General features: G+C 36.2%; 25 protein-coding genes and 1 pseudogene. 5 read left to right on the forward strand and 21 right to left on the reverse strand.

What is annotated here, in order from left to right; translation table 11 throughout:
* Positions 1 to 32 precede the first annotated feature (32 nt).
* Positions 33 to 260, reverse strand: coding sequence for an SHOCT domain-containing protein (locus ABU914_RS04820; RefSeq protein WP_186088529.1), 228 nt, complete (start codon positions 258 to 260; stop codon positions 33 to 35).
* A gap of 232 nt (positions 261 to 492) precedes the next feature.
* On the opposite strand from ABU914_RS04820, the gene ABU914_RS04825 reads away from it, so the two are divergent.
* Together ABU914_RS04825 and tet(L) are read left to right on the forward strand one after the other, a co-directional pair.
* Positions 493 to 555 carry a tetracycline resistance efflux system leader peptide gene (locus ABU914_RS04825; RefSeq protein WP_012779615.1) on the forward strand — a complete coding sequence of 21 codons (63 nt, stop codon included), beginning with the start codon at positions 493 to 495 and terminating at the stop codon, positions 553 to 555.
* A 33-nt stretch (positions 556 to 588) separates the two neighbouring features.
* Entirely contained in the window at positions 589 to 1,965 is a 1,377-nt protein-coding gene (tet(L), locus tag ABU914_RS04830; protein ID WP_001574277.1) for a tetracycline efflux MFS transporter Tet(L), read from the forward strand.
* A gap of 159 nt (positions 1,966 to 2,124) precedes the next feature.
* On the opposite strand, the gene ABU914_RS04835 is transcribed toward tet(L), so the two are convergent.
* The 20 genes from ABU914_RS04835 to ABU914_RS04930 all read right to left on the reverse strand — a co-directional run bounded on the left by ABU914_RS04835 (position 2,125) and on the right by ABU914_RS04930 (position 20,716).
* Positions 2,125 to 2,832 (reverse strand): N-acetylmuramoyl-L-alanine amidase, encoded by a 708-nt coding sequence (locus ABU914_RS04835; protein WP_285615165.1) that lies wholly within the window; start codon positions 2,830 to 2,832, stop codon positions 2,125 to 2,127.
* The gene (locus ABU914_RS04840) at positions 2,829 to 3,239 is read right to left on the reverse strand and encodes a phage holin family protein (RefSeq protein ID WP_186088527.1); all 411 of its coding nucleotides are present in this window, start codon (positions 3,237 to 3,239) and stop codon (positions 2,829 to 2,831) included. The genes ABU914_RS04835 and ABU914_RS04840 overlap by 4 nt, the downstream gene beginning before the upstream one ends.
* Positions 3,240 to 3,315: 76 nt before the next feature.
* Entirely contained in the window at positions 3,316 to 5,787 is a 2,472-nt protein-coding gene (locus ABU914_RS04845) for a glycosyl hydrolase family 18 protein (RefSeq protein WP_379668622.1), read from the reverse strand.
* A complete protein-coding gene (locus ABU914_RS04850; protein ID WP_379668623.1) occupies positions 5,784 to 6,365 on the reverse strand; it encodes a hypothetical protein in 582 nt (193 codons plus the stop codon). The genes ABU914_RS04845 and ABU914_RS04850 overlap by 4 nt, the downstream gene beginning before the upstream one ends.
* 9 nt (positions 6,366 to 6,374) lie before the next feature.
* Positions 6,375 to 6,569: a hypothetical protein gene (locus ABU914_RS04855; protein ID WP_379668624.1), complete on the reverse strand. Its 195-nt coding sequence runs from the start codon at positions 6,567 to 6,569 to the stop codon at positions 6,375 to 6,377.
* A gap of 11 nt (positions 6,570 to 6,580) precedes the next feature.
* Positions 6,581 to 9,100, reverse strand: a complete 2,520-nt coding sequence (locus ABU914_RS04860; protein ID WP_379668625.1) for a phage tail spike protein — start codon at positions 9,098 to 9,100, stop codon at positions 6,581 to 6,583.
* 7 nt (positions 9,101 to 9,107) lie between these two features.
* A complete protein-coding gene (locus ABU914_RS04865; RefSeq protein WP_379668626.1) occupies positions 9,108 to 9,881 on the reverse strand; it encodes a distal tail protein Dit in 774 nt (257 codons plus the stop codon).
* A gap of 15 nt (positions 9,882 to 9,896) precedes the next feature.
* Positions 9,897 to 12,518 (reverse strand): phage tail tape measure protein, encoded by a 2,622-nt coding sequence (locus ABU914_RS04870; RefSeq protein WP_379668627.1) that lies wholly within the window; start codon positions 12,516 to 12,518, stop codon positions 9,897 to 9,899.
* 92 nt (positions 12,519 to 12,610) lie between these two features.
* Complete coding sequence (locus ABU914_RS04875) at positions 12,611 to 13,015, reverse strand: hypothetical protein (RefSeq protein WP_379668628.1); 405 nt, start codon at positions 13,013 to 13,015, stop codon at positions 12,611 to 12,613.
* A 258-nt stretch (positions 13,016 to 13,273) separates the two neighbouring features.
* Positions 13,274 to 13,657, reverse strand: coding sequence for a hypothetical protein (locus ABU914_RS04880; protein WP_205178010.1), 384 nt, complete (start codon positions 13,655 to 13,657; stop codon positions 13,274 to 13,276).
* Positions 13,658 to 13,672: 15 nt separating this feature from the next.
* A complete protein-coding gene (locus ABU914_RS04885) occupies positions 13,673 to 14,269 on the reverse strand; it encodes a major tail protein (protein WP_379668629.1) in 597 nt (198 codons plus the stop codon).
* A 3-nt stretch (positions 14,270 to 14,272) separates the two neighbouring features.
* On the reverse strand, positions 14,273 to 14,620 hold the full coding sequence (locus tag ABU914_RS04890; RefSeq protein WP_328018832.1) for a hypothetical protein: 348 nt from the start codon (positions 14,618 to 14,620) through the stop codon (positions 14,273 to 14,275).
* The gene (locus tag ABU914_RS04895) at positions 14,617 to 15,048 is read right to left on the reverse strand and encodes an HK97-gp10 family putative phage morphogenesis protein (protein ID WP_205178016.1); all 432 of its coding nucleotides are present in this window, start codon (positions 15,046 to 15,048) and stop codon (positions 14,617 to 14,619) included. Before ABU914_RS04895 ends, ABU914_RS04890 begins: the two co-directional genes overlap by 4 nt.
* Positions 15,041 to 15,376 carry a head-tail adaptor protein gene (locus ABU914_RS04900; RefSeq protein WP_061114368.1) on the reverse strand — a complete coding sequence of 112 codons (336 nt, stop codon included), beginning with the start codon at positions 15,374 to 15,376 and terminating at the stop codon, positions 15,041 to 15,043. The genes ABU914_RS04895 and ABU914_RS04900 overlap by 8 nt, the downstream gene beginning before the upstream one ends.
* Before the next feature lie 3 nt (positions 15,377 to 15,379).
* Complete coding sequence (locus ABU914_RS04905) at positions 15,380 to 15,688, reverse strand: head-tail connector protein (protein ID WP_328018864.1); 309 nt, start codon at positions 15,686 to 15,688, stop codon at positions 15,380 to 15,382.
* Between the two features lie 14 nt (positions 15,689 to 15,702).
* Complete coding sequence (locus ABU914_RS04910; RefSeq protein WP_061114370.1) at positions 15,703 to 15,930, reverse strand: hypothetical protein; 228 nt, start codon at positions 15,928 to 15,930, stop codon at positions 15,703 to 15,705.
* Between the two features lie 18 nt (positions 15,931 to 15,948).
* The gene (locus ABU914_RS04915; protein ID WP_379668630.1) at positions 15,949 to 17,145 is read right to left on the reverse strand and encodes a phage major capsid protein; all 1,197 of its coding nucleotides are present in this window, start codon (positions 17,143 to 17,145) and stop codon (positions 15,949 to 15,951) included.
* Positions 17,146 to 17,157: 12 nt separating this feature from the next.
* Complete coding sequence (locus ABU914_RS04920; RefSeq protein ID WP_211651034.1) at positions 17,158 to 17,844, reverse strand: head maturation protease, ClpP-related; 687 nt, start codon at positions 17,842 to 17,844, stop codon at positions 17,158 to 17,160.
* The gene (locus ABU914_RS04925; RefSeq protein ID WP_379668631.1) at positions 17,813 to 19,096 is read right to left on the reverse strand and encodes a phage portal protein; all 1,284 of its coding nucleotides are present in this window, start codon (positions 19,094 to 19,096) and stop codon (positions 17,813 to 17,815) included. Before ABU914_RS04925 ends, ABU914_RS04920 begins: the two co-directional genes overlap by 32 nt.
* 21 nt (positions 19,097 to 19,117) lie before the next feature.
* Positions 19,118 to 20,716 (reverse strand): terminase large subunit, encoded by a 1,599-nt coding sequence (locus ABU914_RS04930; RefSeq protein WP_205178098.1) that lies wholly within the window; start codon positions 20,714 to 20,716, stop codon positions 19,118 to 19,120.
* A 281-nt stretch (positions 20,717 to 20,997) separates the two neighbouring features.
* Here ABU914_RS04930 and ermCL point away from each other — a divergent pair, with 281 nt between their 5' ends.
* The 3 genes and pseudogenes from ermCL (at position 20,998) to erm (ending at position 22,183) form a co-directional block, all read left to right on the forward strand.
* Complete coding sequence (gene ermCL / locus ABU914_RS04935) at positions 20,998 to 21,057, forward strand: 23S rRNA methylase leader peptide ErmCL (RefSeq protein WP_123317386.1); 60 nt, start codon at positions 20,998 to 21,000, stop codon at positions 21,055 to 21,057.
* A 60-nt stretch (positions 21,058 to 21,117) separates the two neighbouring features.
* Positions 21,118 to 21,435 (forward strand): annotated as a pseudogene (locus tag ABU914_RS04940) (23S rRNA (adenine(2058)-N(6))-methyltransferase Erm(C)); the annotation flags it as partial.
* A gap of 13 nt (positions 21,436 to 21,448) precedes the next feature.
* A complete protein-coding gene (erm, locus tag ABU914_RS04945; protein ID WP_070458552.1) occupies positions 21,449 to 22,183 on the forward strand; it encodes a 23S ribosomal RNA methyltransferase Erm in 735 nt (244 codons plus the stop codon).
* Positions 22,184 to 22,290 lie beyond the last annotated feature (107 nt).

Genomic DNA, 22,290 nt, shown 5'->3' on the forward strand with positions numbered 1-22,290 from the left:
ACGTGACATATTAGCGTTAGAACACTGTTATATCAAGGTTTATCGCACATTAAAGGACCTAATAATGGATTGAATTTTTGACGATTTAATTTACTTATTTGATCGAATTCTTCCTGAGAAATGAGTTCTTTTTCGCGTAGTTTCATGAGCATTTTTTCAGCAAGATGAAAATGAAGTTCATTTTGAAGTTGTTCTTCAGTTGGTTTTGATGGTTTATGATTTGGTGTTTGATGCTCAGATGAGAGTTGTGTCATTCGCATATGGTTTTCCTCCTAAATAGTCTTCTACCTATATGCGATAAAAAGATAGGATTCGAACCCTTGTTTCTGTAATATGTTGATTAATAGTTGATATGTAATTGAAGTTCTAGATATAATGAAAGTAGATTATTCAACAAACGGGCCATATTGTTGTATAAGTGATGAAATACTGAATTTAAAACTTAGTTTATATGTGGTAAAATGTTTTAATCAAGTTTAGGAGGAATTAATTATGAAGTGTAATGAATGTAACAGGGTTCAATTAAAAGAGGGAAGCGTATCATTAACCCTATAAACTACGTCTGCCCTCATTATTGGAGGGTGAAATGTGAATACATCCTATTCACAATCGAATTTACGACACAACCAAATTTTAATTTGGCTTTGCATTTTATCTTTTTTTAGCGTATTAAATGAAATGGTTTTGAACGTCTCATTACCTGATATTGCAAATGATTTTAATAAACCACCTGCGAGTACAAACTGGGTGAACACAGCCTTTATGTTAACCTTTTCCATTGGAACAGCTGTATATGGAAAGCTATCTGATCAATTAGGCATCAAAAGGTTACTCCTATTTGGAATTATAATAAATTGTTTCGGGTCGGTAATTGGGTTTGTTGGCCATTCTTTCTTTTCCTTACTTATTATGGCTCGTTTTATTCAAGGGGCTGGTGCAGCTGCATTTCCAGCACTCGTAATGGTTGTAGTTGCGCGCTATATTCCAAAGGAAAATAGGGGTAAAGCATTTGGTCTTATTGGATCGATAGTAGCCATGGGAGAAGGAGTCGGTCCAGCGATTGGTGGAATGATAGCCCATTATATTCATTGGTCCTATCTTCTACTCATTCCTATGATAACAATTATCACTGTTCCGTTTCTTATGAAATTATTAAAGAAAGAAGTAAGGATAAAAGGTCATTTTGATATCAAAGGAATTATACTAATGTCTGTAGGCATTGTATTTTTTATGTTGTTTACAACATCATATAGCATTTCTTTTCTTATCGTTAGCGTGCTGTCATTCCTGATATTTGTAAAACATATCAGGAAAGTAACAGATCCTTTTGTTGATCCCGGATTAGGGAAAAATATACCTTTTATGATTGGAGTTCTTTGTGGGGGAATTATATTTGGAACAGTAGCAGGGTTTGTCTCTATGGTTCCTTATATGATGAAAGATGTTCACCAGCTAAGTACTGCCGAAATCGGAAGTGTAATTATTTTCCCTGGAACAATGAGTGTCATTATTTTCGGCTACATTGGTGGGATACTTGTTGATAGAAGAGGTCCTTTATACGTGTTAAACATCGGAGTTACATTTCTTTCTGTTAGCTTTTTAACTGCTTCCTTTCTTTTAGAAACAACATCATGGTTCATGACAATTATAATCGTATTTGTTTTAGGTGGGCTTTCGTTCACCAAAACAGTTATATCAACAATTGTTTCAAGTAGCTTGAAACAGCAGGAAGCTGGTGCTGGAATGAGTTTGCTTAACTTTACCAGCTTTTTATCAGAGGGAACAGGTATTGCAATTGTAGGTGGTTTATTATCCATACCCTTACTTGATCAAAGGTTGTTACCTATGGAAGTTGATCAGTCAACTTATCTGTATAGTAATTTGTTATTACTTTTTTCAGGAATCATTGTCATTAGTTGGCTGGTTACCTTGAATGTATATAAACATTCTCAAAGGGATTTCTAAATCGTTAAAGGATCAACTTTGGGAGAGAGTTCAAAATTGATCCTTTTTTTATAACAGGAATTCAAATCTTTTTGTTCCATTAAAGGGCGCGATTGTGGAAGAACAAATAGTCATTTAAGTTACAACCGAAGAGTTTAACTACTCCTCGGTTGTTTTTATTTATTCATACTTCACAAACGCATCTTTAAAGCCAGCTTTCTTTGCTTTTTCTAGTTGCTTATCTGCATTCTTTTTAGCACTATACGCACCAATCTGAACACGATATAATTTCTTACCGCCAGTTGATGGCTTAGACGTTGACGTACCTTTCGCTAATTCCTTCTTCACATCTGCCCGAAACGTATCCATTGACTTACCATGCTTTGAAAACCAATGACGTGGATCCCCATGGTTACTCGCAATTTTCTTTTGATAGCCTTCATAATGACCGATAATATTTTTCTCGGTTAACTTGTATTGTTTACAAAGATAAGCAGCAAGTTCAACCGCTTCTTTATAAACCTTATTAAAGTAAGTCTTATCAGTTAAACCATCTTCACAAATTTCAAAACCAATATGTGTATTATTCGCATCACCGCCCGCATGCCATCCGCGATGATTCCAAGGTAAAGTTTGGTAAGTTGCAATTGATCCATCTTTTAACTTTCCGATAAAAGCATGAACACATACTTGTCTTCCATCTGGACGTGGCTGGTTCCAGTGATTGTTGTATTGATTCTTTCCTAACAAACCATCATCTGGGCCAACGTAACGTTTTAAATTGGGATTGTTTGCCCCTGTGCTATGGACCATGATTCCTTTTGGTGTAATTTTCCTTCCTGCCTTGTAACATTCATTCTTCGTTAAAAATAATTGTTTTAATTTCATTCTTCATTTCCTCCCTTATTGTTTAACTGAGCAAGTACATTTTTCAACTTCTCAGGTATTGGTAAACCTAATTGTGAAGCATTTTCCAACATAGAAATACCTTCATTCGAGCAATAAAAAAAGATGACTGCTGTTCTTAGAACGCTGCCATCCCCTATCAAGTGAGTGTCAATCATATGTCCGACACCTACCAATATAAAAATTAATACCTTTTTAAATATCCCCCGGTAACCAATTTCACTAGATAGTTCCTTATCGACAATTGCACACATAACTCCAGTGATATAATCAGTAACAACCAATATGATCAATGCATACAAAAAGCCATCTAACCCTCCTAAAAACCAACCAATAAATCCACCTAGCGCTGTAACGATGATTTGTATCCAGTTCCATATATCCTTCATAGAAAAGTTTCCCCCTTTAATTTTAAAAACATCTATATAAAAAGGATGTCCACATTTTATATACACCCTTAAATGTTTATATTTGTTTTGGTAATGCTTCCCAAACTCGCATATCCTCCTGCCCTAATGACCAAATGGCAATGCCTCGTAATTTCCACCTGTAAGCTGCCTCATTTGCCCAATAAACCAAGCTATCAACATCTTGATAATAAAGAATTGAAAAACCATCCGCATCTCCTAAAAATAAACGTGATATCCAAAGGTTAATGTCCTTTGGTTTTATTTTGACGGTATAATCATTTCCCGCAATTAGTGGTAATTCTTGTGAGTGGAAGAAATCATAGTCCATTGATATATCATCACTTCTTGTGCTTATCTCCTCCACATCATTATTTACTTTAAAGACCTGAAACTCGTTATTCCAAGTAACACCTATTCTTGGTATCCTTCCGAATTCTACTGTGTTTCCATTTGGAAAAGTTATATCTACACTTTCATATGGTTCGTATGTCCATGCATCTCCTAAACGAAGTAAGTCAGATATCATGCGGTTATCTGAACGAATTCCTGCATAGCCTCCACTGAAATCATTTATATCCACTTTAAATCTGAATGTGTTTGCTGCCCCGGAATACACCCTGACAGAATTATTTCGTATCCGCATTTCAATCGTATAAAGATTAGGTGAAGTTCGTAAATTAGCATTTGGGGTGCGTTCTATTTGAACTTTATAACTTCCTAACAGTAAATTACCTTTATACAACTCCAAGCGCTGGGTACTGTAGTTTAAACAACAAAACAAATCGCCACAGAACACCCCCGCTCGCCCGCTTCCGTTTTGTGGAAATCCAATTCTCGCCCTAATGTGTATATCTTTAAAATCGGAATATCTCCAGGTCAATTTACCTGTTCCATCGAGTTGTGCATAAGGTCGTGGATTGTTAAATTCATCTTTTTTCCATACTTCCCATTCACCGCTTAGGGTTGTCCAATAATTGCTAGGCAGCGGATTTTCATCCCTGAAGTCCTCGTACCAGATAAGGGCTGAGTCTGGCTTTCTTCTCAATACTTCAGTCGTTAATTTAAATGCCCGATCCGGTTCCACCATTTGACCATTTACCCCTTTAAATTTTCTTGGAGCAAGTAAGAACTCCGCTTCACCCGCGCTAGATGATTGTTGAAAGTCTGAGCAAACTCTAAAACCATAAAACTGTACACCAGGTATTCCTGCTTTAACTTTGATGGTATGTGCACCTGCTGTTAAGGATATATTCTTCTTTAACGTTAACCAGCAAGTCGTTCTCCAATAAGGCCACCACAGCCTATTTTCATTAAAGGTTGTTTCATTACTATCAATCGATATTTTAATCGAATTCTTATCCCAAAAAGGAAATCCAATTCTTACTGCAATGTCATAAGTTCCACTGGATTGCAAAGTGAAATTATAGGTCGTTTCACCGTTCTCTCCAAGAGTAACCATCTGAGAGGAATCAGATACAATTCCAGCATGACTATCATAATTACTCCCTAGACGTTCAATAAATATATTTCCGAACTCTGTCTTTTGTTGTTTACTATATGCTGTTAAAAAACTTCTTCGATTATAATCTTCTGCAATTAATGGATTGGTTCGTGCAATCGCATCTGGACCTTCCATATAATCATAAACATGCGGCAGTGCCCAGGGGACTTTATCGTAATCATCCCAATAAGCAATGATAGGAATCATTGGTTGTGGTGGTGCATCATCTGTAAAATTATATCCTCCTATCATCCAAAGCTGTGCTGCATAATACGTATTAGATGTACCTCGATAAACCCTATTTAAGTTTTGAGGAGTGTCGTCAATTCGCCAGTTCCAGCCATACCCTGGAAGTCCTAAAAATATCTTCTTAGGTGACATGACGCTCGTCGCATAATTATAAATACCTTCCAACCAATCTCGCGGGGAAACAGGACCAGGAGCCGAACCTGCCCAAGCCATCCCATAACTCATAATCGCAGCTGTATCACAATAAGGATCTAAATCTTCATATACACACCAGTTTTCTCCACCAACAGAACCTTGAACCCCTGTCATCCCAGGTAAGCAAATATTGACAAGCTTTGATGAATCGTACTGTTTTACAGTTTGATAAATATCTTTAAATAAAAGGTTTGCGGCATCTTTGTTTTCATAGCCACCACCACGTTCCAAATCAATATCAACACCATCACACCATGGATACTTATTCATGATTCGAACGATTTCTGATAAAAATTTATCTTTTGCTCCATTCGTGTTATTTCTGATTGCTGTAAATATAGATGCCGTTCCATGATTCATGATTGTTAGCAACCATTTTATATGCGACCATTTGTTGATATATGGCATCATGCTCGATATACTTGTCCCTGTTTCTTTAATAGTGCCTGTAATATCTACCTCAAATGTAAATATACCGACCGTGTCAAGCCTATCACCATAATTATTTAATGCTTCGTACATTCTTGCATTTCCCATGAAACTCCACACCATTGTCTTTTTACCTTCGAGATATTGACTCATTGCTTGCCACTTCCTTCTTGCATTTCCTGGAATTCAAATAAAACTCGAGCTGCTTTTCCTTCTTCGAGTTCTACAATGTGCTTACTATCAGATGCTGCAGTATATTGATAGAACCCTTCTTTTTCTGTTTTACTTTGATTTCGCAATACTTGTCTTTTGGAAGCCAATAATGAAAATGTATCGTCCGAATTTGCGGCAGCTTTAAAATTCATACGATGCGAACCATAGCCTTGCGATAGTTTAATAGTTCCCGCTTTCATTGCTTGTAGTGGTGTAATATGACAATCTAGTCCAGCTGCAGTTGTACCTAGATTAAATATGACAATTGTTTCTTTACTTCTAACCACTCCGTTATAAAAACGAACTGGGACAACCTCGCTTTCTTCTCTATATTTTTCAAGTGAAGTTTCTGTATTTAAGACATATCCTGTTAACTTATCACCTTCTTGAAGTTGTATATCTGTATAATAAATCGTCCCCGTACAGTCTGTAACGAACAATTTCAAAGTTACATTCACGACTCTTTTATCTTCTTTCACACGTATCGTTTCACTAAATCGAGTAAACTGCATCGCCATTCAAATCACCTAACCATCAAGTGTCCACTTTATTTCTGATACATGCCCAACCCAACCAGTAGCGATTGAGCCACCTTGCAAAAGAATATCTGTAAAATACACTGCCCCAGTGCAATCTTTTACAAATAATCGAATTGTTAATTTCTTAATTTTCCCAGATCCTTTTGGAGTAATTGCATGTGCAGTTTGAGTTAAAAACACCATTGCCAACACCTCTAATATAAATCTATGATTCTTTTTTCAATCGAACCATCTTCGTATTCAATTTCCAGCTCAATACCTACTTGTCCATTTGGTCCTTTTTCCAAATTCTCTGAACCAATTTGAGCGGATATTGTATAATTTTTTCGATTTGCTGGGTATACGGTTTGATACATAGATTTCGTCATACCCAAAACACCTTCAGCTTTAAATGAAGCATCACCACTTGCACCGTTATTAGGGTCAACTGTAAAACCAGAATTCACCCAATACGTAAATCCATCATCTGCCCTTGAATTTCTCAAATGATTAAACGGTACTAAATCTTTTATTTCCTGCCGATCAAGCACATCTGTGTCATGTAGCATATCTGCAGCCTTATCCCACTGGGCTGATGAATCACCTAATTCTTTTAATTTCGTTGACAGTTCAATCACTGTTTTCCATGGTTCTTGTAAGTTATATTGTCTGCGTACAATACGAGTTTTCACTTGTAAGTTTAATTCTTTATCGTTTACCGTAACGATATCTCCTAAATCCCACTCTTCGTGTTCATAACCCGTTAGAACAGACAAGTCCATTGCTGTTAAAACATACGACACTCTCGGTTTTGCATATTGTCCTAATCTCATATTTGCAAATTCCAACATTTGATAAGGATTGCTAAATGATGAGGCATCAAGTGTTGCAATTCGAACTTCCGATGTAAAACTATAATCCTCTACATATGCTTTGTTATTATTGATAGATGAAAATGTCATGCCATCTTTACCGTATGCGTATAATCTTGTCACTAAACTTCTTGTATCCACTGTTCTTTGAATACTTTTCATATTCTTTTTATAACTAAATAACGCACCACTATCTTTCCCGCCAAATGTCAGTAAATGAACTAAACGATTCGCACTATCAAAAATTAAATCTCCACCATGGATATTTTGCACTTCTCGTAATATAGATAATGCATTTTTCTCTTCCGATTCCCATGTTCGCTTTGTTGTTACATTTACATTCCCAACAGACCACTCCGTTCCTTCTAACGCATATTTCATTGGGACATCAGCAGTATCCGCGTTAAATTCAATAGGCTGTTTGTCCGTACTAAAAGCTAAGTCATAAAAATCTGCTTCTGCATATACGTGAGTGATGATATTACCTTCTTGGCTTTTTTCATCCGTTATCGTTCGTATGCGATACACATCGTCTACGATTTGAATTTGTTTTTCGTTTTCAATACTTTCCCTTTTTAAATCATGAAAAGGAATCTTAAACTCTAAGATGTCAGCACCATTAATTTCACTTGTAACAATGACATCAAACGCATTTTCTAAAACTGCATCCCATGCTCCATTACTATCCAAAACGACAGGCCTAGCAAATCCAAGCTTTTCATAGGCGGGTTTTGGGATATCATGCAATACAACTTCTATTAGTTTCGGTGTTTTCGTTTCATCTTCTGTCGTTAAAGTAATTCGATAGCGGATATAGGCTCTATTAGGTGAAATTAATTCACCTGTTGGTCCAATTGTTTGCCACGAAGTCCAATCCTCAAGGTCATCTGATGTGGATGTTTCTACTAAACTAATCGCAGTTGTTCCAGCAATATATTCACTAGTTACTGAAACTCTACCATTGCCACCTAAACTACACTCTTTAGGTACTGTATAGAGCACACCACTACTTGGATATTTGTTATCCTCTTGCTTTAAAACAACAGCACCTGGCTCTTTTAATGCATCGACTTGAGCTGCACTATCCGCACCATTTGCTTGAATAGAAGATTTAAAATATAGGTGTATATCTTCCATTGTTAACTTTGAATCTTTCTCAAAAAACCAATCATCGAAACCACCTGCATAGTAATACGTATCTTGTAACATCCCCATCACAATATCAGCGGTACATTCCTCATTCAATACACCTGTATAACTTCTTACAGGTGATTGCCAAGTTGCCCCATTCGAGCGATCGCCGATAAAGTTTTGAATTGTTTTATCAGCCTTATTTATGATTGTTGTGATAAAATACCAACCATTATTTACAAAGCTAATACTTGGTGTCTCGGATGTATCATAAATTAATGTCCCCGCGTTGTTATAAAGCATTAATCGTAGTCTACCTTGATATAAAGATATATAGAAAATTGGTTGTCCTGGTCCATTTCTTGTACTAAATATAGGAATAAATGTTTGACCGATTGAATAGGTTGTTGGATTTATCCAGCCACCGACAACAATTTTCTCCCCTAAATCAGTAAAAAAGCTACCATCATTGGTAGCGGTGAGATACGTCTTTTCACTTGTTGGATTGACAATATTCTGCCTGAAAAATCGCCCAAACTTCCCTGCCACTAAACTGGCAGATGTTCCAGACCAATTTGATATAGTAAAATGATGATTATTTGTGCCACTATCTATCAGCTTACTTTCATTTGGTTGTGATTCATTAAAACGCCATAATGCGACTGTTTCATCATGAATCGGAAACTCACCAGTAAAATCTGTTTGAGATGTTACAACCGATTTAATCGCCATAATAAAATCACCTCCATCTACTTTGACTTAATATGTGAAGTTCCGTAAATGCTGCTCCTGTACTATTTACTTTTATTTCATTACTACCAGGATATAAAACTGGAAAATTTAACTCATCTAAAACAGATAAACCATTACGAACCGTATTTCCACTTGTATCTGTTATTTTTGCCGTCAGCAATCCACTATCAACGATTAATATTTCATTTGATGATAATGGTCCATTAACTTTTAAACTCTCACCATTTGTAGTAATCGTTAAAAATGTCGAACTTGAACTACTGATGTTCCCTTTCATCCGATATATCGGGAAGGACTCTATATTGCCTAACTCCCTTTCAACTACATGGCTACCAGTAGAATTAATCGTAAATTGCTCATCTGTAATCGCATAACCATAAGGGTCTGGACAAACAAATGTAAGTTCAAAGGAACCTGCACTTCTTAATATTCGTTCACAATCCACTTCCTCTACTAAACGTGCTAAAAAATATCTGTTTGGAATATCGTCTAGCACTAATTGTTTTAATCCTAAATTAGGGTTCAACCATTCAGCTACATCATCCAATAGATGAATCACTTCGGTAAATGACTGCTGCGGAAAAATATTACAAATGACTTTGATATATTTTTCTGATGTATCTGAACCTAGATCGGCAATTCCCATTCGACCAGGTATTACTTCAAATGCATTTCTAGGAGCGGGAGAAACTTGCCAACTAACAATTATTGCAGTGATTTTCATATTTTTCGAATGAACGCCATCAAATGTAAACCCCATGCAGCCCACTCCTTTCTAACTTGGCACAAACCTTCCTTGTGCTCGAGATCCTGTTTGAATCAAGTTATATAATTCTTGTGAAACCTTTCTAATATCATCTTCACTTCTGACAATCATTTGTTGGATTGTAATTAAGGAACCATAGCCATCTTGACTCGTTGCGATACCATTTGCCCCAACATTCACGTTTGATTGAATGTCGAAGTCTGTCGGAACTGCATCTTGAATATCTTCAGATACTTGACTCATTGCCTTATCAAAACCAACCCCTAAACCTTGAGCCATATCATCACCAATACCAGCAAATACAGTTGATGGAGATTTAATACCAAGTAAACCTTTTACTCCACTTACAATTCCACCTACAAAATTACTGATTTTATCTTTGATCCAAGTAACCATGGAGGCAATTCCATCCCAAAGACCACGTACAATATTTCGACCGATTTCGACAATTGCAATTGCTGCTTTTCCTATTCCCGTAATTAATGCCATCACAATTTGTGGTAAAGCAGCGACCAGGGAAGGTATAGCTTTAATTATGCCTACTACTAATTGCAAAATGATACGGATCCCCATATCGATAATCATCGGTAAGTTTGAGGTAATAAAGTTAATAATTGAATTTATTATTTGTGGTAAGGCAGCTATCAATCTAGGTAAAGCTGCAACAATACCTTCAGCTAAAGCCATAATAATTCGAAGAGCCGCATTTAATATTTGCCCTAAATTATTGATTAACGTATCCACTATTAAAATGATTGCATCTATAACCGCTGGAATTAGCTGTGGCAAGGCACCTGCTATCCCATTCGCTAATGCGATAACAATTTGGATGGCCGCTTCAATTAAAATAGGTAAATTTTCAATAATAAATTCCGCAACAGTTGTTACTAAGTATACGACCATTTCCACTAACGGCTCGATATTCCCTACAATCGCCTCAATAATTCCTGTTAATAAAGCAATCGCACCTTCTAATAAAGGTGGCAGTAAAGTAGGCAAAAGTTCTACCAATACATTCACCAGCTCTGTTAGCATTGTGGCTATCATATCAATGGCACCCGGGATATACTCTGTAATTCGATTAATTCCTTGAATTAAAAAAGATGATATTCTCTCGCCTATAGCGGTAATATCACCTTCTTGAAATCCATCATTTAATATTTCAGTTATATCTCGAACTAATTCTGTCACATCACCAACTGCCCCTTGGGCCATTTCTGCAAACTGTTCTCCGATAACGATTTGTAGTCCTTCATAGGCTGATTTTAAACTTCGTACAGAACCCGCTAGTCCACTTTCCATCGTGTCTGACATTTGCTGTGCGGCACCATCAGCATTTTCAAGTTCCTTATATAGGTTATTCATCTCATCGCCAGTTCCAGATAGTAATGCATTAACGCCCGCTAGATCTTGTTTATTGAAAATATTACTTAATGCGTTCATTTTATCTGCTTCTGACAATCCATCAAGTTCTTTATTTAAATCAGTAAATATGTCGTTCATATCTCGAATATTCCCTGATGAATCAGTGACACTTATACCTAAACTTTCTAACTCTTTTGCAGCAGCTGAAGTTGGAGATGTTAAAGACATAATGATGTTCCTAAGTTTCGTTCCACCTTCTGCTCCCTTAATACCTCGGTTCGCTAGGACTCCTAACATCACATTCAAAGTATCCAAATCTTGCCCAGCATTTTTCATTGTCGCTCCCGCAACAAGTATTCCTTCACCTAATTGCTGTACATCTGTGTTGGACTTTTGTGATGTCTTTGCCATTTTGTCCATGTACATGTCCATATCAGCGATTTCAAGGCCTAAAGCTGCCATCGAGTCTGTCACTAAATCAGATGCTCTTGCTAAATCCATATCACCCGCGGCAGCAAGTGTAAGCACACCTGGAAGTGCTCCTATCGCCTGTTCTGTATCATATCCCGCTAAAGCAAGATAATTTAATGCCTCAGCTGATTCTGATGCTGAGAAACGTGTACTTGCTCCCGCATCTTTTGCTGCTTGAGATAATTTATTAAAAGCTTCTTCCCCTTCTTCACCAGCTAGTCCCATTGTTGCTTGAACTTGTTTCATCGCATCTTCATATTCGCCATAAACATTTAAAGAATCCTTTATAAACTTACCTGATGCAACTGCACCAGTTCCGATTGCCGCCATTGCAGCAGCTGCTGCTTTTAAACCCGCTACCAAGACTTTACCAGCAATTTCACCCGCCGTTTTTAATCCATTTACAAGTTTTTCTACTTTTTCTCGGTTAAGATTCTTTACTTCTTCTTGCGAGTCCTTCAGTTCACGTTCTAAGTTGTTTAACTCCGCATTCGCATTATTTAACTGAGTTTGCCAGGATAGCGTTCTTCTATCATTTTCTCCAAAGGATTCAGCAGCATTGGCAAGGGCCTTTTCTAGCGTTGATACTTTTTCCTTTTGTGCATCAATTTCTTTATTTAATACTGCATTTCTTGCGGTTATTGCTTTAATAGATTTATCATTTCTATCGAATTCTGATGTCACTAACTTCATTTCAGAACCTAACACTCTGAAACTTTGGTTAATTTCCCGTAGAGATTTCTTAAATTCTCGTTCCCCTTCAACACCAATTTTAAGCCCAAAATTATCCGCCATACTGCCACCTCCTTTAAAAATGAGCATAAAAAAAAGAACAATCTATTGATTGTCCTTTATCTTGTTCATATAAATATTCTCGATGTATTTTTTTAATTACCTACCTTATCATTTAAAAAGTCCGTAAGTGATTCTATTTTATCTTCAATTTTTTTCATACGATCTGAAATTCCACTTTGTATAAGAGGAGAATTTTTCTTAATGTAGTCTAATTCTTTTATCTTTCGATCTTTTTTACTTTTTTCATTACCAATTAACCTAAATTCTAATGTTATTGATTCATCACATATCGTTTTATTAGTAAACCCAAAATATTCTGGACTCTTTTTCAATTCATACAAGTGTGATGCACATCTTACTAAAACAAATACCGATTCTCCTACATAAAGTACTTTAGAATCTCCATCCTTACTAATAACTATTTCATAGACCCCTGAACCTATTGCTTTGATTAAATCATTATTAAAAAAATTGATTTTAATTTTAATTATTATCACTTCTTTCTTCTAGTAGATAAGTATGTGTAGCATTTATATTATAGTCGAAGTACTACTAAATTGTAATTTATTAAATGCCATACGGAATAACATCATCAATCGATAGTTCATTTTTAGGTTTTGCAAGACCTGTGTATTGTTTGTGGATTTCCCATTGATCAAGCAAATGGCCAATAGGCATCAACCATACTTCTTCTTCAGTCCTTTTTAGCTGTGTAACTCCATAATAAATAAGTCGAGCAAACATTTCTTCATCGTTTACTCGACCACTTCGTTTTTTGTATCGGTTTCCTCCGACTCAATATATCGTTTTGTCCCTTTAAACATTGCTTCCATAATGGCATCTTTAAAAGTTGCCATTTCAACAGGAGATGTTAACAGTTCCACATCGTCTTCCGTTAACAATTCTTTCTTTTCTTCATTCAATCGATTATGGATATAGATACTTTGATTGGCAAGTAAGGTAATTAACCAGACAATTTCATCTAAAGCCATCTCAAAGTTTTCAGCTTTCATTAACTTCTCACCTAAATCTTCTAAGCCACCATACCTTTTTGCAATTTCCTTTGTCGCTTTTGTTGTTAAGATTAATTCATAGTCCAAACCACCAATCGTAATCTTAGCACTTCTTTCATTCGTCATAATTGATCGCTCCTTTTATCCTTCAGTCCCCGCAGCAAAAACAGGTTCATACACTTCACTATACCAACCAGTAATTATTTCTTGATTCACACCATCGTCACCTTCACTAACTTCCGCTTTCCATGGATGTTTTCCTTGACCATCAAGCTTGTTTCTCCGTAAAACCGTACCTTCAATTGTTGGTGTAGAGAAGGTAATACTATCCCCTTTTGTTGCGAGGTTTGTCGCTGGAATACCAAATTTCACTCGGTATAGCCAAAAATATCGGTATTTCCCATTTGCCTTTTTCGCCCTAAAACCAATCGCAACTGGATCTCCACCATCTTCACTTGTAGATATCAGTACATGATTATCGTCAATTGTTGCACCTGTTAAATCACTAGCCGCAGCCACACCAATATCATCAATACCAAGCGATAGTGTTCCACTTTGAAATTCTTTAATCACTTCAGCCGCACCATCATCTGCATATAAAGTCGCTTCAGCTAACTCAACAGATAGTTCAGCACTGATTGCCTTTGCTAAAGAAGTAGGGGTTTCATAGGTTTCTTCACCATTTTCTCCTTCTGTTATTTTTGCATAATAAAGCCGATCAAGACCAATAGTCGCCATAAATTATTCCTCCATTTCAAATTCATAATATTTTGCTACATCAATCGCTAAATGATGGTAACCCGTATCATCTTCATGACCAATATACCTTCTATCCGTAATAACAAAATCCGCACCTAGAAGAGTGCGGACTAGATTATTTTTTATTATTGTATAATTCTTTTTTGAAAACAACGACACTCTAACTTCTTGAACATCATACTTTGGAATATTATCTGCATGTAATTCAAACATCTCTACAATTGGTGTAATGACAATGTATAAATCAGGAGCAGTATCTGAGAATATTCCAGTTTCAACTGGAATACCACATTGTTCCGCAATTTGAGTTACTTCGGCTAATACATTCATATGCTTTCCACTTCTTCTTCCAATTTTTTAATCATCGCATCCATACAAGGTTGCCTTGATGTTCTTCTTGCTGGTTTTAAAAATGGCTTTGCAGGTTGACCCGATTTTCCGTATTCGATTATATTAGCTAATTTAGCGTTGCTAACCCCATCTTTACGTGGTTCATTAAACCCTACTTTAACATTATGATTTCCTCTTCGGTCAACTAAGGCAGGTGATACTCCTAATGCAGATACCAACTCACCAGTTGATCTACTCGGAAGTTTTGTGTCCTTCCCAATAACCGAGCTTAAATTAGACTTCATTTTATCTAATACAATTGCTCCTCCTGCTTCAAGAACCCTCGGAACGATTTCATCTGTTTTACTTCCCAATCTTGAAATCTTCATCAAGAATTCTTCTGGCATTTTAATATTAACTTTAGCCATCTGATGCCACCACCTTTTTTGTTAAAACCTCGATATACATATTTCTATTTTTCACATTATCAACGCTTACTACTTCATATCGTCCGTCATCACATACAATAAACATTTTCGGTTTAATGGTTAAATCGGGAATGTTTCTAAAACGAAATAACGCATTCGCTTCAGAAAAGGCTGCCCTATTTGCCCAAGTCTTACTACCAAAGCGTTCTTCTTTGTATGCTGTCACAGATGCTAGGATTCTATCGGTTTCTTCACTGAAAGACTCTTCATCTTTTACAATTTCACGTGTTACGATATCGATAAATGTACGCATTTTACCAAAACTCATACGCTATACCTTCCAATCTCTATCTAGCCTTAATAAAAGGTTGACTGTTTTCCAAACTTGCTCTCCAGCAAGTGCGCTATCTGCGAAAAATCCTCCTGTACTGCCATCTCGACTTTCGTAAAAGTGTGATGCCAACATGATAACCGCTTGTTCCGTTGTCGCGGGCATATTCTCATCTAAATATGTGCCTTCTTTAATATGTTGATAACTCTCTGCATAAGAAATGGCGGCAGTGATGTACATTTCTATTAAAGCATCATCTTTATCATGTTGGAGTATTAAATTAGTCTTTACTTTTTCTAGTAATGTCATCACTTTCGCCACCTTTATTCTTCTGACATATAACCAGATGTTTTTAATTTCGATAGTAATGCATTAAAATCCGCAACTAAGTCTTCTATTGTTTCTGCTGTACTATCCGATTGATTTGCCATTTTTTCATTTGAAGAAGAAGGAAGGCCAGTGACCTTCGCCCCTTCTTCAATAACAAGTTCCCCGCCAATCACCGTTTTTTCTCCGCCTTGTTCCGTATAATTCTTAGCGTTATACCCCATCGCATTCTACTCCTTTATTTATTTTTGTTGTAAGACTTTAATTGCTTCTGGCAAAATCAACTTTCCATCGACACGTTGACTTGCTAGGAAACCAACTTGCCCTGTTGTTGCAAAAAGTTCGTTTAAACGCTTGAATGAACGACCTTGTCTGTCTGCAATCCAATAATATCCGAAATCACCAAAGGCAATAGACTTTGCTTTCGTTTCAATAGTCGGTGCATAAGCTGAAGTGAATACTGGACGATTCAATATCGTATCTGGTGTACCGGCAGTTAGTGATGGTTGCCATAAGTACTGACCTTGACCATCTTTTAATTTTCGAATTGCTTTTATTGTTGCATCATTCATAATGAATACAGCATTTTTACGATATGGTGCTTTTAAAGAGTAAACTAAGTCAATAATTTCATCTGCAGTAATAGCTGTTGCTGATGTGGCAGTAACTCCTAATTCTGCACCACCAGTATCATGAAACACTCCAGTCGGCTTTCCTGCTCCATCACCGACAAGAAACGCCTCTTCCTCTTTAGCACCAATTCTTCGAGCAAATTCAGTTGAAATGTAATTCTCTAAATTAAATACACTATCATTCAATAATTCATCCGAAACTTTAATCATTGTACCTAACTTATAAGCACTGATTGAAGTCTGTCCAAACACTGAATCGCTTTCTTCAAATTCTTCTCCTTCATCCAACCATGCCGCTGAACCTTTAGTAGTGACAACTGGAATTTTACGATCGCCACTGGACGTTTTTACAATCTTAGCAAGTTTTCGGAATACGTTCTCTTCTTCTAATGACTGTACAAGTGTACGCTCGAATTCATCGGGAACTAAAAATCCTCCTTCTGAATCTGTTCCCACTGATAGTGAGTTCATAATTTCTTGTGTTGGATTTTTACTTCTCATCGCATTCCAGAATGCCTTTGTATAACCTTCAGAAGCTCGTCCACTCTTTGTTTCCATTCCTGGAACAGATGGATTTCCAATGATAGGTGTATTTATTGGACGATTTAATTCTGCATCTAAAGCCTCTTGCCGTTCTAATCGTTGAATTTCTTTGCCTAAATTCATAATATCCTCTTCCATACGATCATACATCTGTGCATCTTCAGCCGCTACCAAACCATCACTTCCACGTTTAGTATCTAAAAAAGTTTTAGCAGCCTCCCATGCTTTTGCTCTTTTCTCACGTAATTCTAAAATTTTATTCATATTGGTTTCCTCCTAATATTTCAATAAATTAAGCCGCTCATAAAGCGGATCAACCGATTGACCTTTTTGTGGTTTTTGTATCTTGTTTATTAATGAATTTGTTACTGCTCGTCTACTAAAAACAAAGCTGTTCTCAGGTTGGTTTTCATCTTTACCATTTGCGAACATAATGGCATCCGCAAATCCGAGTTCAATTGCTTTATGTGCATTAAGCCACGTTTCAGCATCCATTAATTCGGATAGTTTATTTCTTGATAAACTTGTTTTAATTTCATATGCGTTAATAATGCTTTCTTTTACTTCGTCAAGCATATGCACCGTCTTTTTCATTTCTTCACTATCACCAATTGCGACAGTAAATGGATTATGAATCATCATTAGGGACGTTGGTGACATTTGAATTTCAGTGCCTGCCATCGCAATCACAGATGCTGCCGATGCGGCAATCCCATCAATTTTGACAGTGACATCACCTGGATATTCCATCAACATGTTGTAAATTTGCGCAGCTGCAATACAATCACCCCCTGGCGAATTAATCCAAACTTCAATATCGCCTTTGCCTTGCACGAGTTCTTCCCTAAAGGCAGATGGTGTGACTTCATCATCAAACCAACTCTCCTCTGCTATTGCCCCATATAAATGAAGGGTTCGTTTATCAGTTTCATTATTCTTTGTCCAGTTCCAAAACTTCTTCATCTTCGGTTTCCTCCTTTTCATATTTCTTTGCAAACACACCTGCGTCTTGGAGTTTCGTCATATTCCCATTGATTAAATATAAATCTCCCCCAAGTTCATCCGGTATCCGGTCTAAATTCTCAAGTTCACGAATGTCATTAGCACTCATCCAGCCATTTTGCCTTGCTGTTGCATAGCCACTCATTCGTGAAGCATAATCACCTCTAAGCAATCCATCCACATTAAATTTCACAAAGTACGCTTTCTTTTCACTTTTAGTAAATAGTGAACGACTAATTGCTTGTTCCCACCGAATAACCCATGGATCAAGTGTGTATTTAACGAATTCTAACGATTGTTGCTCTATATTAGAAAAGCTCGACTTTTCCAAGTCACCTACCATGTGAGGTGGCACTCGGAAAATTCGAGCAATCTCGTTAATCTGAAATTTTCTTGTTTCAAGAAATTGTGCTTGATCGGGTGCAATTGCGATTTGTTGATACTTCATCCCTTCTTCTAATACAGCAACTCGATGGGCATTACTTGAACCTTGATAAGCTTTATTCCAACTATCCTTTACTCTTTGGGGGTCCTTGATAGTTCCCGGATGTTCTAAGACACCACCTGGTGCCGCTCCATTAGCAAAAAACTTTGCACCATATTCCTCAGTTGCCATTGCTAGACCCACTGCATTTTTAGCCATCGCAATTGGTGAATATCCAACTAAACCATCAAAACCAAGTCCGGGTATATGAAGTACATCTTCAGCTTTTAATGCAATAGTTGTCTTCTCTGACCCATTCATTTCCTCAAATGTTTTTGTGTATAAATAATACAGATTACCTCTCGCATCTCTTTCGACTGACATTTTATTTGGCATAAGTGGGTAAAGTGCAATAACCTCCCCTTTTCCATTGCGAATGATCTGAGCATACGCATTTCCCCATAATAAAAGATGAGTCATTAATGTTTCTCTAAACACAAATGAACTCATCTCAGGATTTGGTTCGTCATGAAGTAAAAAATATAAGGTATGGAATATTGCTTTTTCCTTCCCACCTGTATCTGTGTACTTATATAAGTGCAGTGGTAAACCAGCTACCGCTTCAGCTAATATGCGTACACACGAATATACTGCAGTCATTTGCATTGCTGTAAATTCATTAACGGATTTTCCACTACTAGAATTTCCAAAGATGAAACTATAATTGCTCCCAAATGAATAGTTTTGTGGTTTATCTCTTGCTTTAAATAAATTTGTAAACCACCGCATATGAACATCACCTCCTCAACGTTAGAACACAATCAATCCTCTATCATCATAAACGGAATCACTTGTTCCGCTTCTTCTTATCGCTCGGTCGAGTGCCATAATTGTTGCCACCGCACCATCAATCTTTTCCGTTGATTTTTCCTTGTCAGGTTTAATGTTTCCAGCTGGATCCGTTCGAACATGAATGTTATCCATCATCCAACGTAAAACTGGATGTCCGCCGTGAGCAAGTTTTTCTTCTAATGTTAATTTCATCAACTCTTTTGATGATGGGCTCATATCTTTAAAACCTTGTCCAAAAGGAACTACAGTAAAGCCTAATCCTTCGAGGTTTTGCGTCATCTGAACAGCTCCCCAACGGTCAAAGGCAATTTCCTTTATATTGTATTTCTTTCCTAATTCTTCGATGAACTTTTCAATATAAGCATAGTGAACAACGTTTCCTTCTGTTGTTTGCATGTGACCTTGTTGCTCCCACACATCGTAAGGTACTCTGTCCCTATCCACACGCTGTCTAATGTTTTCTTCAGGTATCCAAAAGTAAGGCAAAACAACATATTTATCATCTTCATATTCTGGTGGAAAGATTAAAACAAATGCTGTGATATCTGTTGTCGATGATAAGTCTAAACCCGCATAGCACTCTCTACCAATTAACCTTTTAGGGTCAACTGGCAAACCACATCTGTCCCACTTTTCCATTGGCATCCATCTGACAGATTGTTTTACCCATTGGTTCAATCGTAACTGCCTAAATAAGTTCTCCTCAGCAGGATTCTGTTTCGCACTTTCACATGCTTGTTCGACTTTCTCTATATCTACTGTAATTCCTAGTGATGGATTTGCCTTCTTCCAAACTTCAGGGTCTGTCCAATCATCATCTTCCTCTGCACCATAGATAACAGGATAAAAAGTAGGATCTATTTTTCTTCCCTCAAGTACATCTTTTGCTTTCTGATGTACTTCGTAACATATTGAATGCTGGTCATTTCCTGCAGTTGTGATTAAGAAATACAATGGTTGTTTCCTTGCGTCCCCTGAACCATGAGTCATAACATCGTATAGCCTTCGGTTCGGTTGTGCATGTAACTCATCAAAAACTACCCCATGGACGTTCAATCCATGTTTTGTATAAGCTTCCGCAGATAACACTTGATAGAAACTACCCAATGGTTTATAAATCAATCGTTTTTGTGAAAGGACGGGTTTAAATCGTGCCTTAAGTGCGGGTGACTGTTCCACCATATCAACTGCAACGTCAAATACAATCGATGCTTGTTGCCTATCCGCAGCACATCCATATACTTCTCCACCATGTTCAAAGTCACCACATGTTAAAAGTAAGGCAACCGCAGCGGCAAGTTCTGACTTTCCTTGTTTCTTAGCTATCTCAATATAGGCAGTATTAAACTGTCGATAGCCATTAGGCTTCATCGTCCCAAATACATCTCGAATAATCTGCTCCTGCCAATCTATCAAGTCAAAGTTTTTTCCAAACCATTCACCTTTTGTATGTTTTAAATAACTTATAAAGTTTACTGCCATATCAGCAGCATCCTTATCGTAGTAAGATTGTTCAGCTTTAAAGATTGTTGGTTTATAAATTTCTAGCTTTCTAATTATAACCACCCCCTTAGCAAATAAAAAAACTAAATGAATTTATAAAGTTTTGCACGACAAAAAAGCCCAGATTGCTATCTGAGCTTAAGACATCTATTTAATTGTTCCACAATCTGTACCCTTTTGCAGAACAATATTCACTGTTTAATTCACAATTTATGTGTTAAAATAACTTTAGGTTTAACAAGGAGGAATTTAAATGGGTAATTGTTCATTATTTGTAATTGACTTCTCCATTTTCGTCTAAGTTTTAACACTTAAAACGGAAGGAGAATTAGCACTTGGGTATTTTTAGCATTTTTGTAATAAATACAGTTCATTATCAACCAAATGAAAAATAATTGGTTATAATGAATTGTTAATATAGAAAATTCATTATAACCACATTGGAGTGGGTTATAATGAACAAAAAAGAGATAAAATTTAGTCAAAACTTTATTACCTCGAAACGACATATAAATAAAATTATGAGTAATTTAGAATTAAATAGCGATGATAATGTTTTTGAAATTGGTTCAGGAAAAGGCCATTTCACACTAGAACTGGTTCAAAAATGTAATTATGTAACAGCTATCGAGATAGATTCAAATTTATGTATTCAAACACAAAATAAAGTTACAAATTACGATAATTTTCGAATTATAAATAAGGATATATTACAGTTCAAGTTCCCAAACAACAGAACATATAAAATCTATGGTAATATACCTTATTATATTGGAGTGGGTTATAATGAACAAAAAAGAGATAAAATTTAGTCAAAACTTTATTACCTCGAAACGACATATAAATAAAATTATGAGTAATTTAGAATTAAATAGCGATGATAATGTTTTTGAAATTGGTTCAGGAAAAGGCCATTTCACACTAGAACTGGTTCAAAAATGTAATTATGTAACAGCTATCGAGATAGATTCAAATTTATGTATTCAAACACAAAATAAAGTTACAAATTACGATAATTTTCGAATTATAAATAAGGATATATTACAGTTCAAGTTCCCAAACAACAGAACATATAAAATCTATGGTAATATACCTTATTATATAAGTACGGATATAGTACGAAAAATTGTCTTTGAAAGTAATGCAACAGTTAGTTACTTAATAGTCGAGGAAGGATTTGCTAAAAGGCTACTCAATACAAATCGTTCTCTAGCGTTACTTTTAATGACTGAAGTAGATATATCCATATTAAGTAAAATCCCTAAAGAATACTTTCATCCAAAACCTAAAATTAATAGTTCTTTAATTATGTTAAAAAGACACCCATCAAAAATATCACACAAAGATAAAAAAATATATAATAATTTTGTTATGAAATGGGTTAACCAAGAATACAGAGAACTATTTACTAAAAACCAGTTTAATAAAGCCTTAAGTTATGCAAAAATAAAGGATTTAAGGAACATTAACTTCGAACAATTTTTATCAGTATTTAATAGCTATAAATTGTTTAATAACTAAGTGACAAATTCCTTAGCATTTAATAAAAAGGATTGCCATCTAGGCAGTCCTTTTTTGGTATTTTCCATTCACCTAGTGTGTTCAACTTTGCTTATATATTATCATAT

Source organism: Pueribacillus sp. YX66, assembly GCF_041725775.1.
GTDB lineage: Bacteria > Bacillota > Bacilli > Bacillales > UBA6769 > Pueribacillus.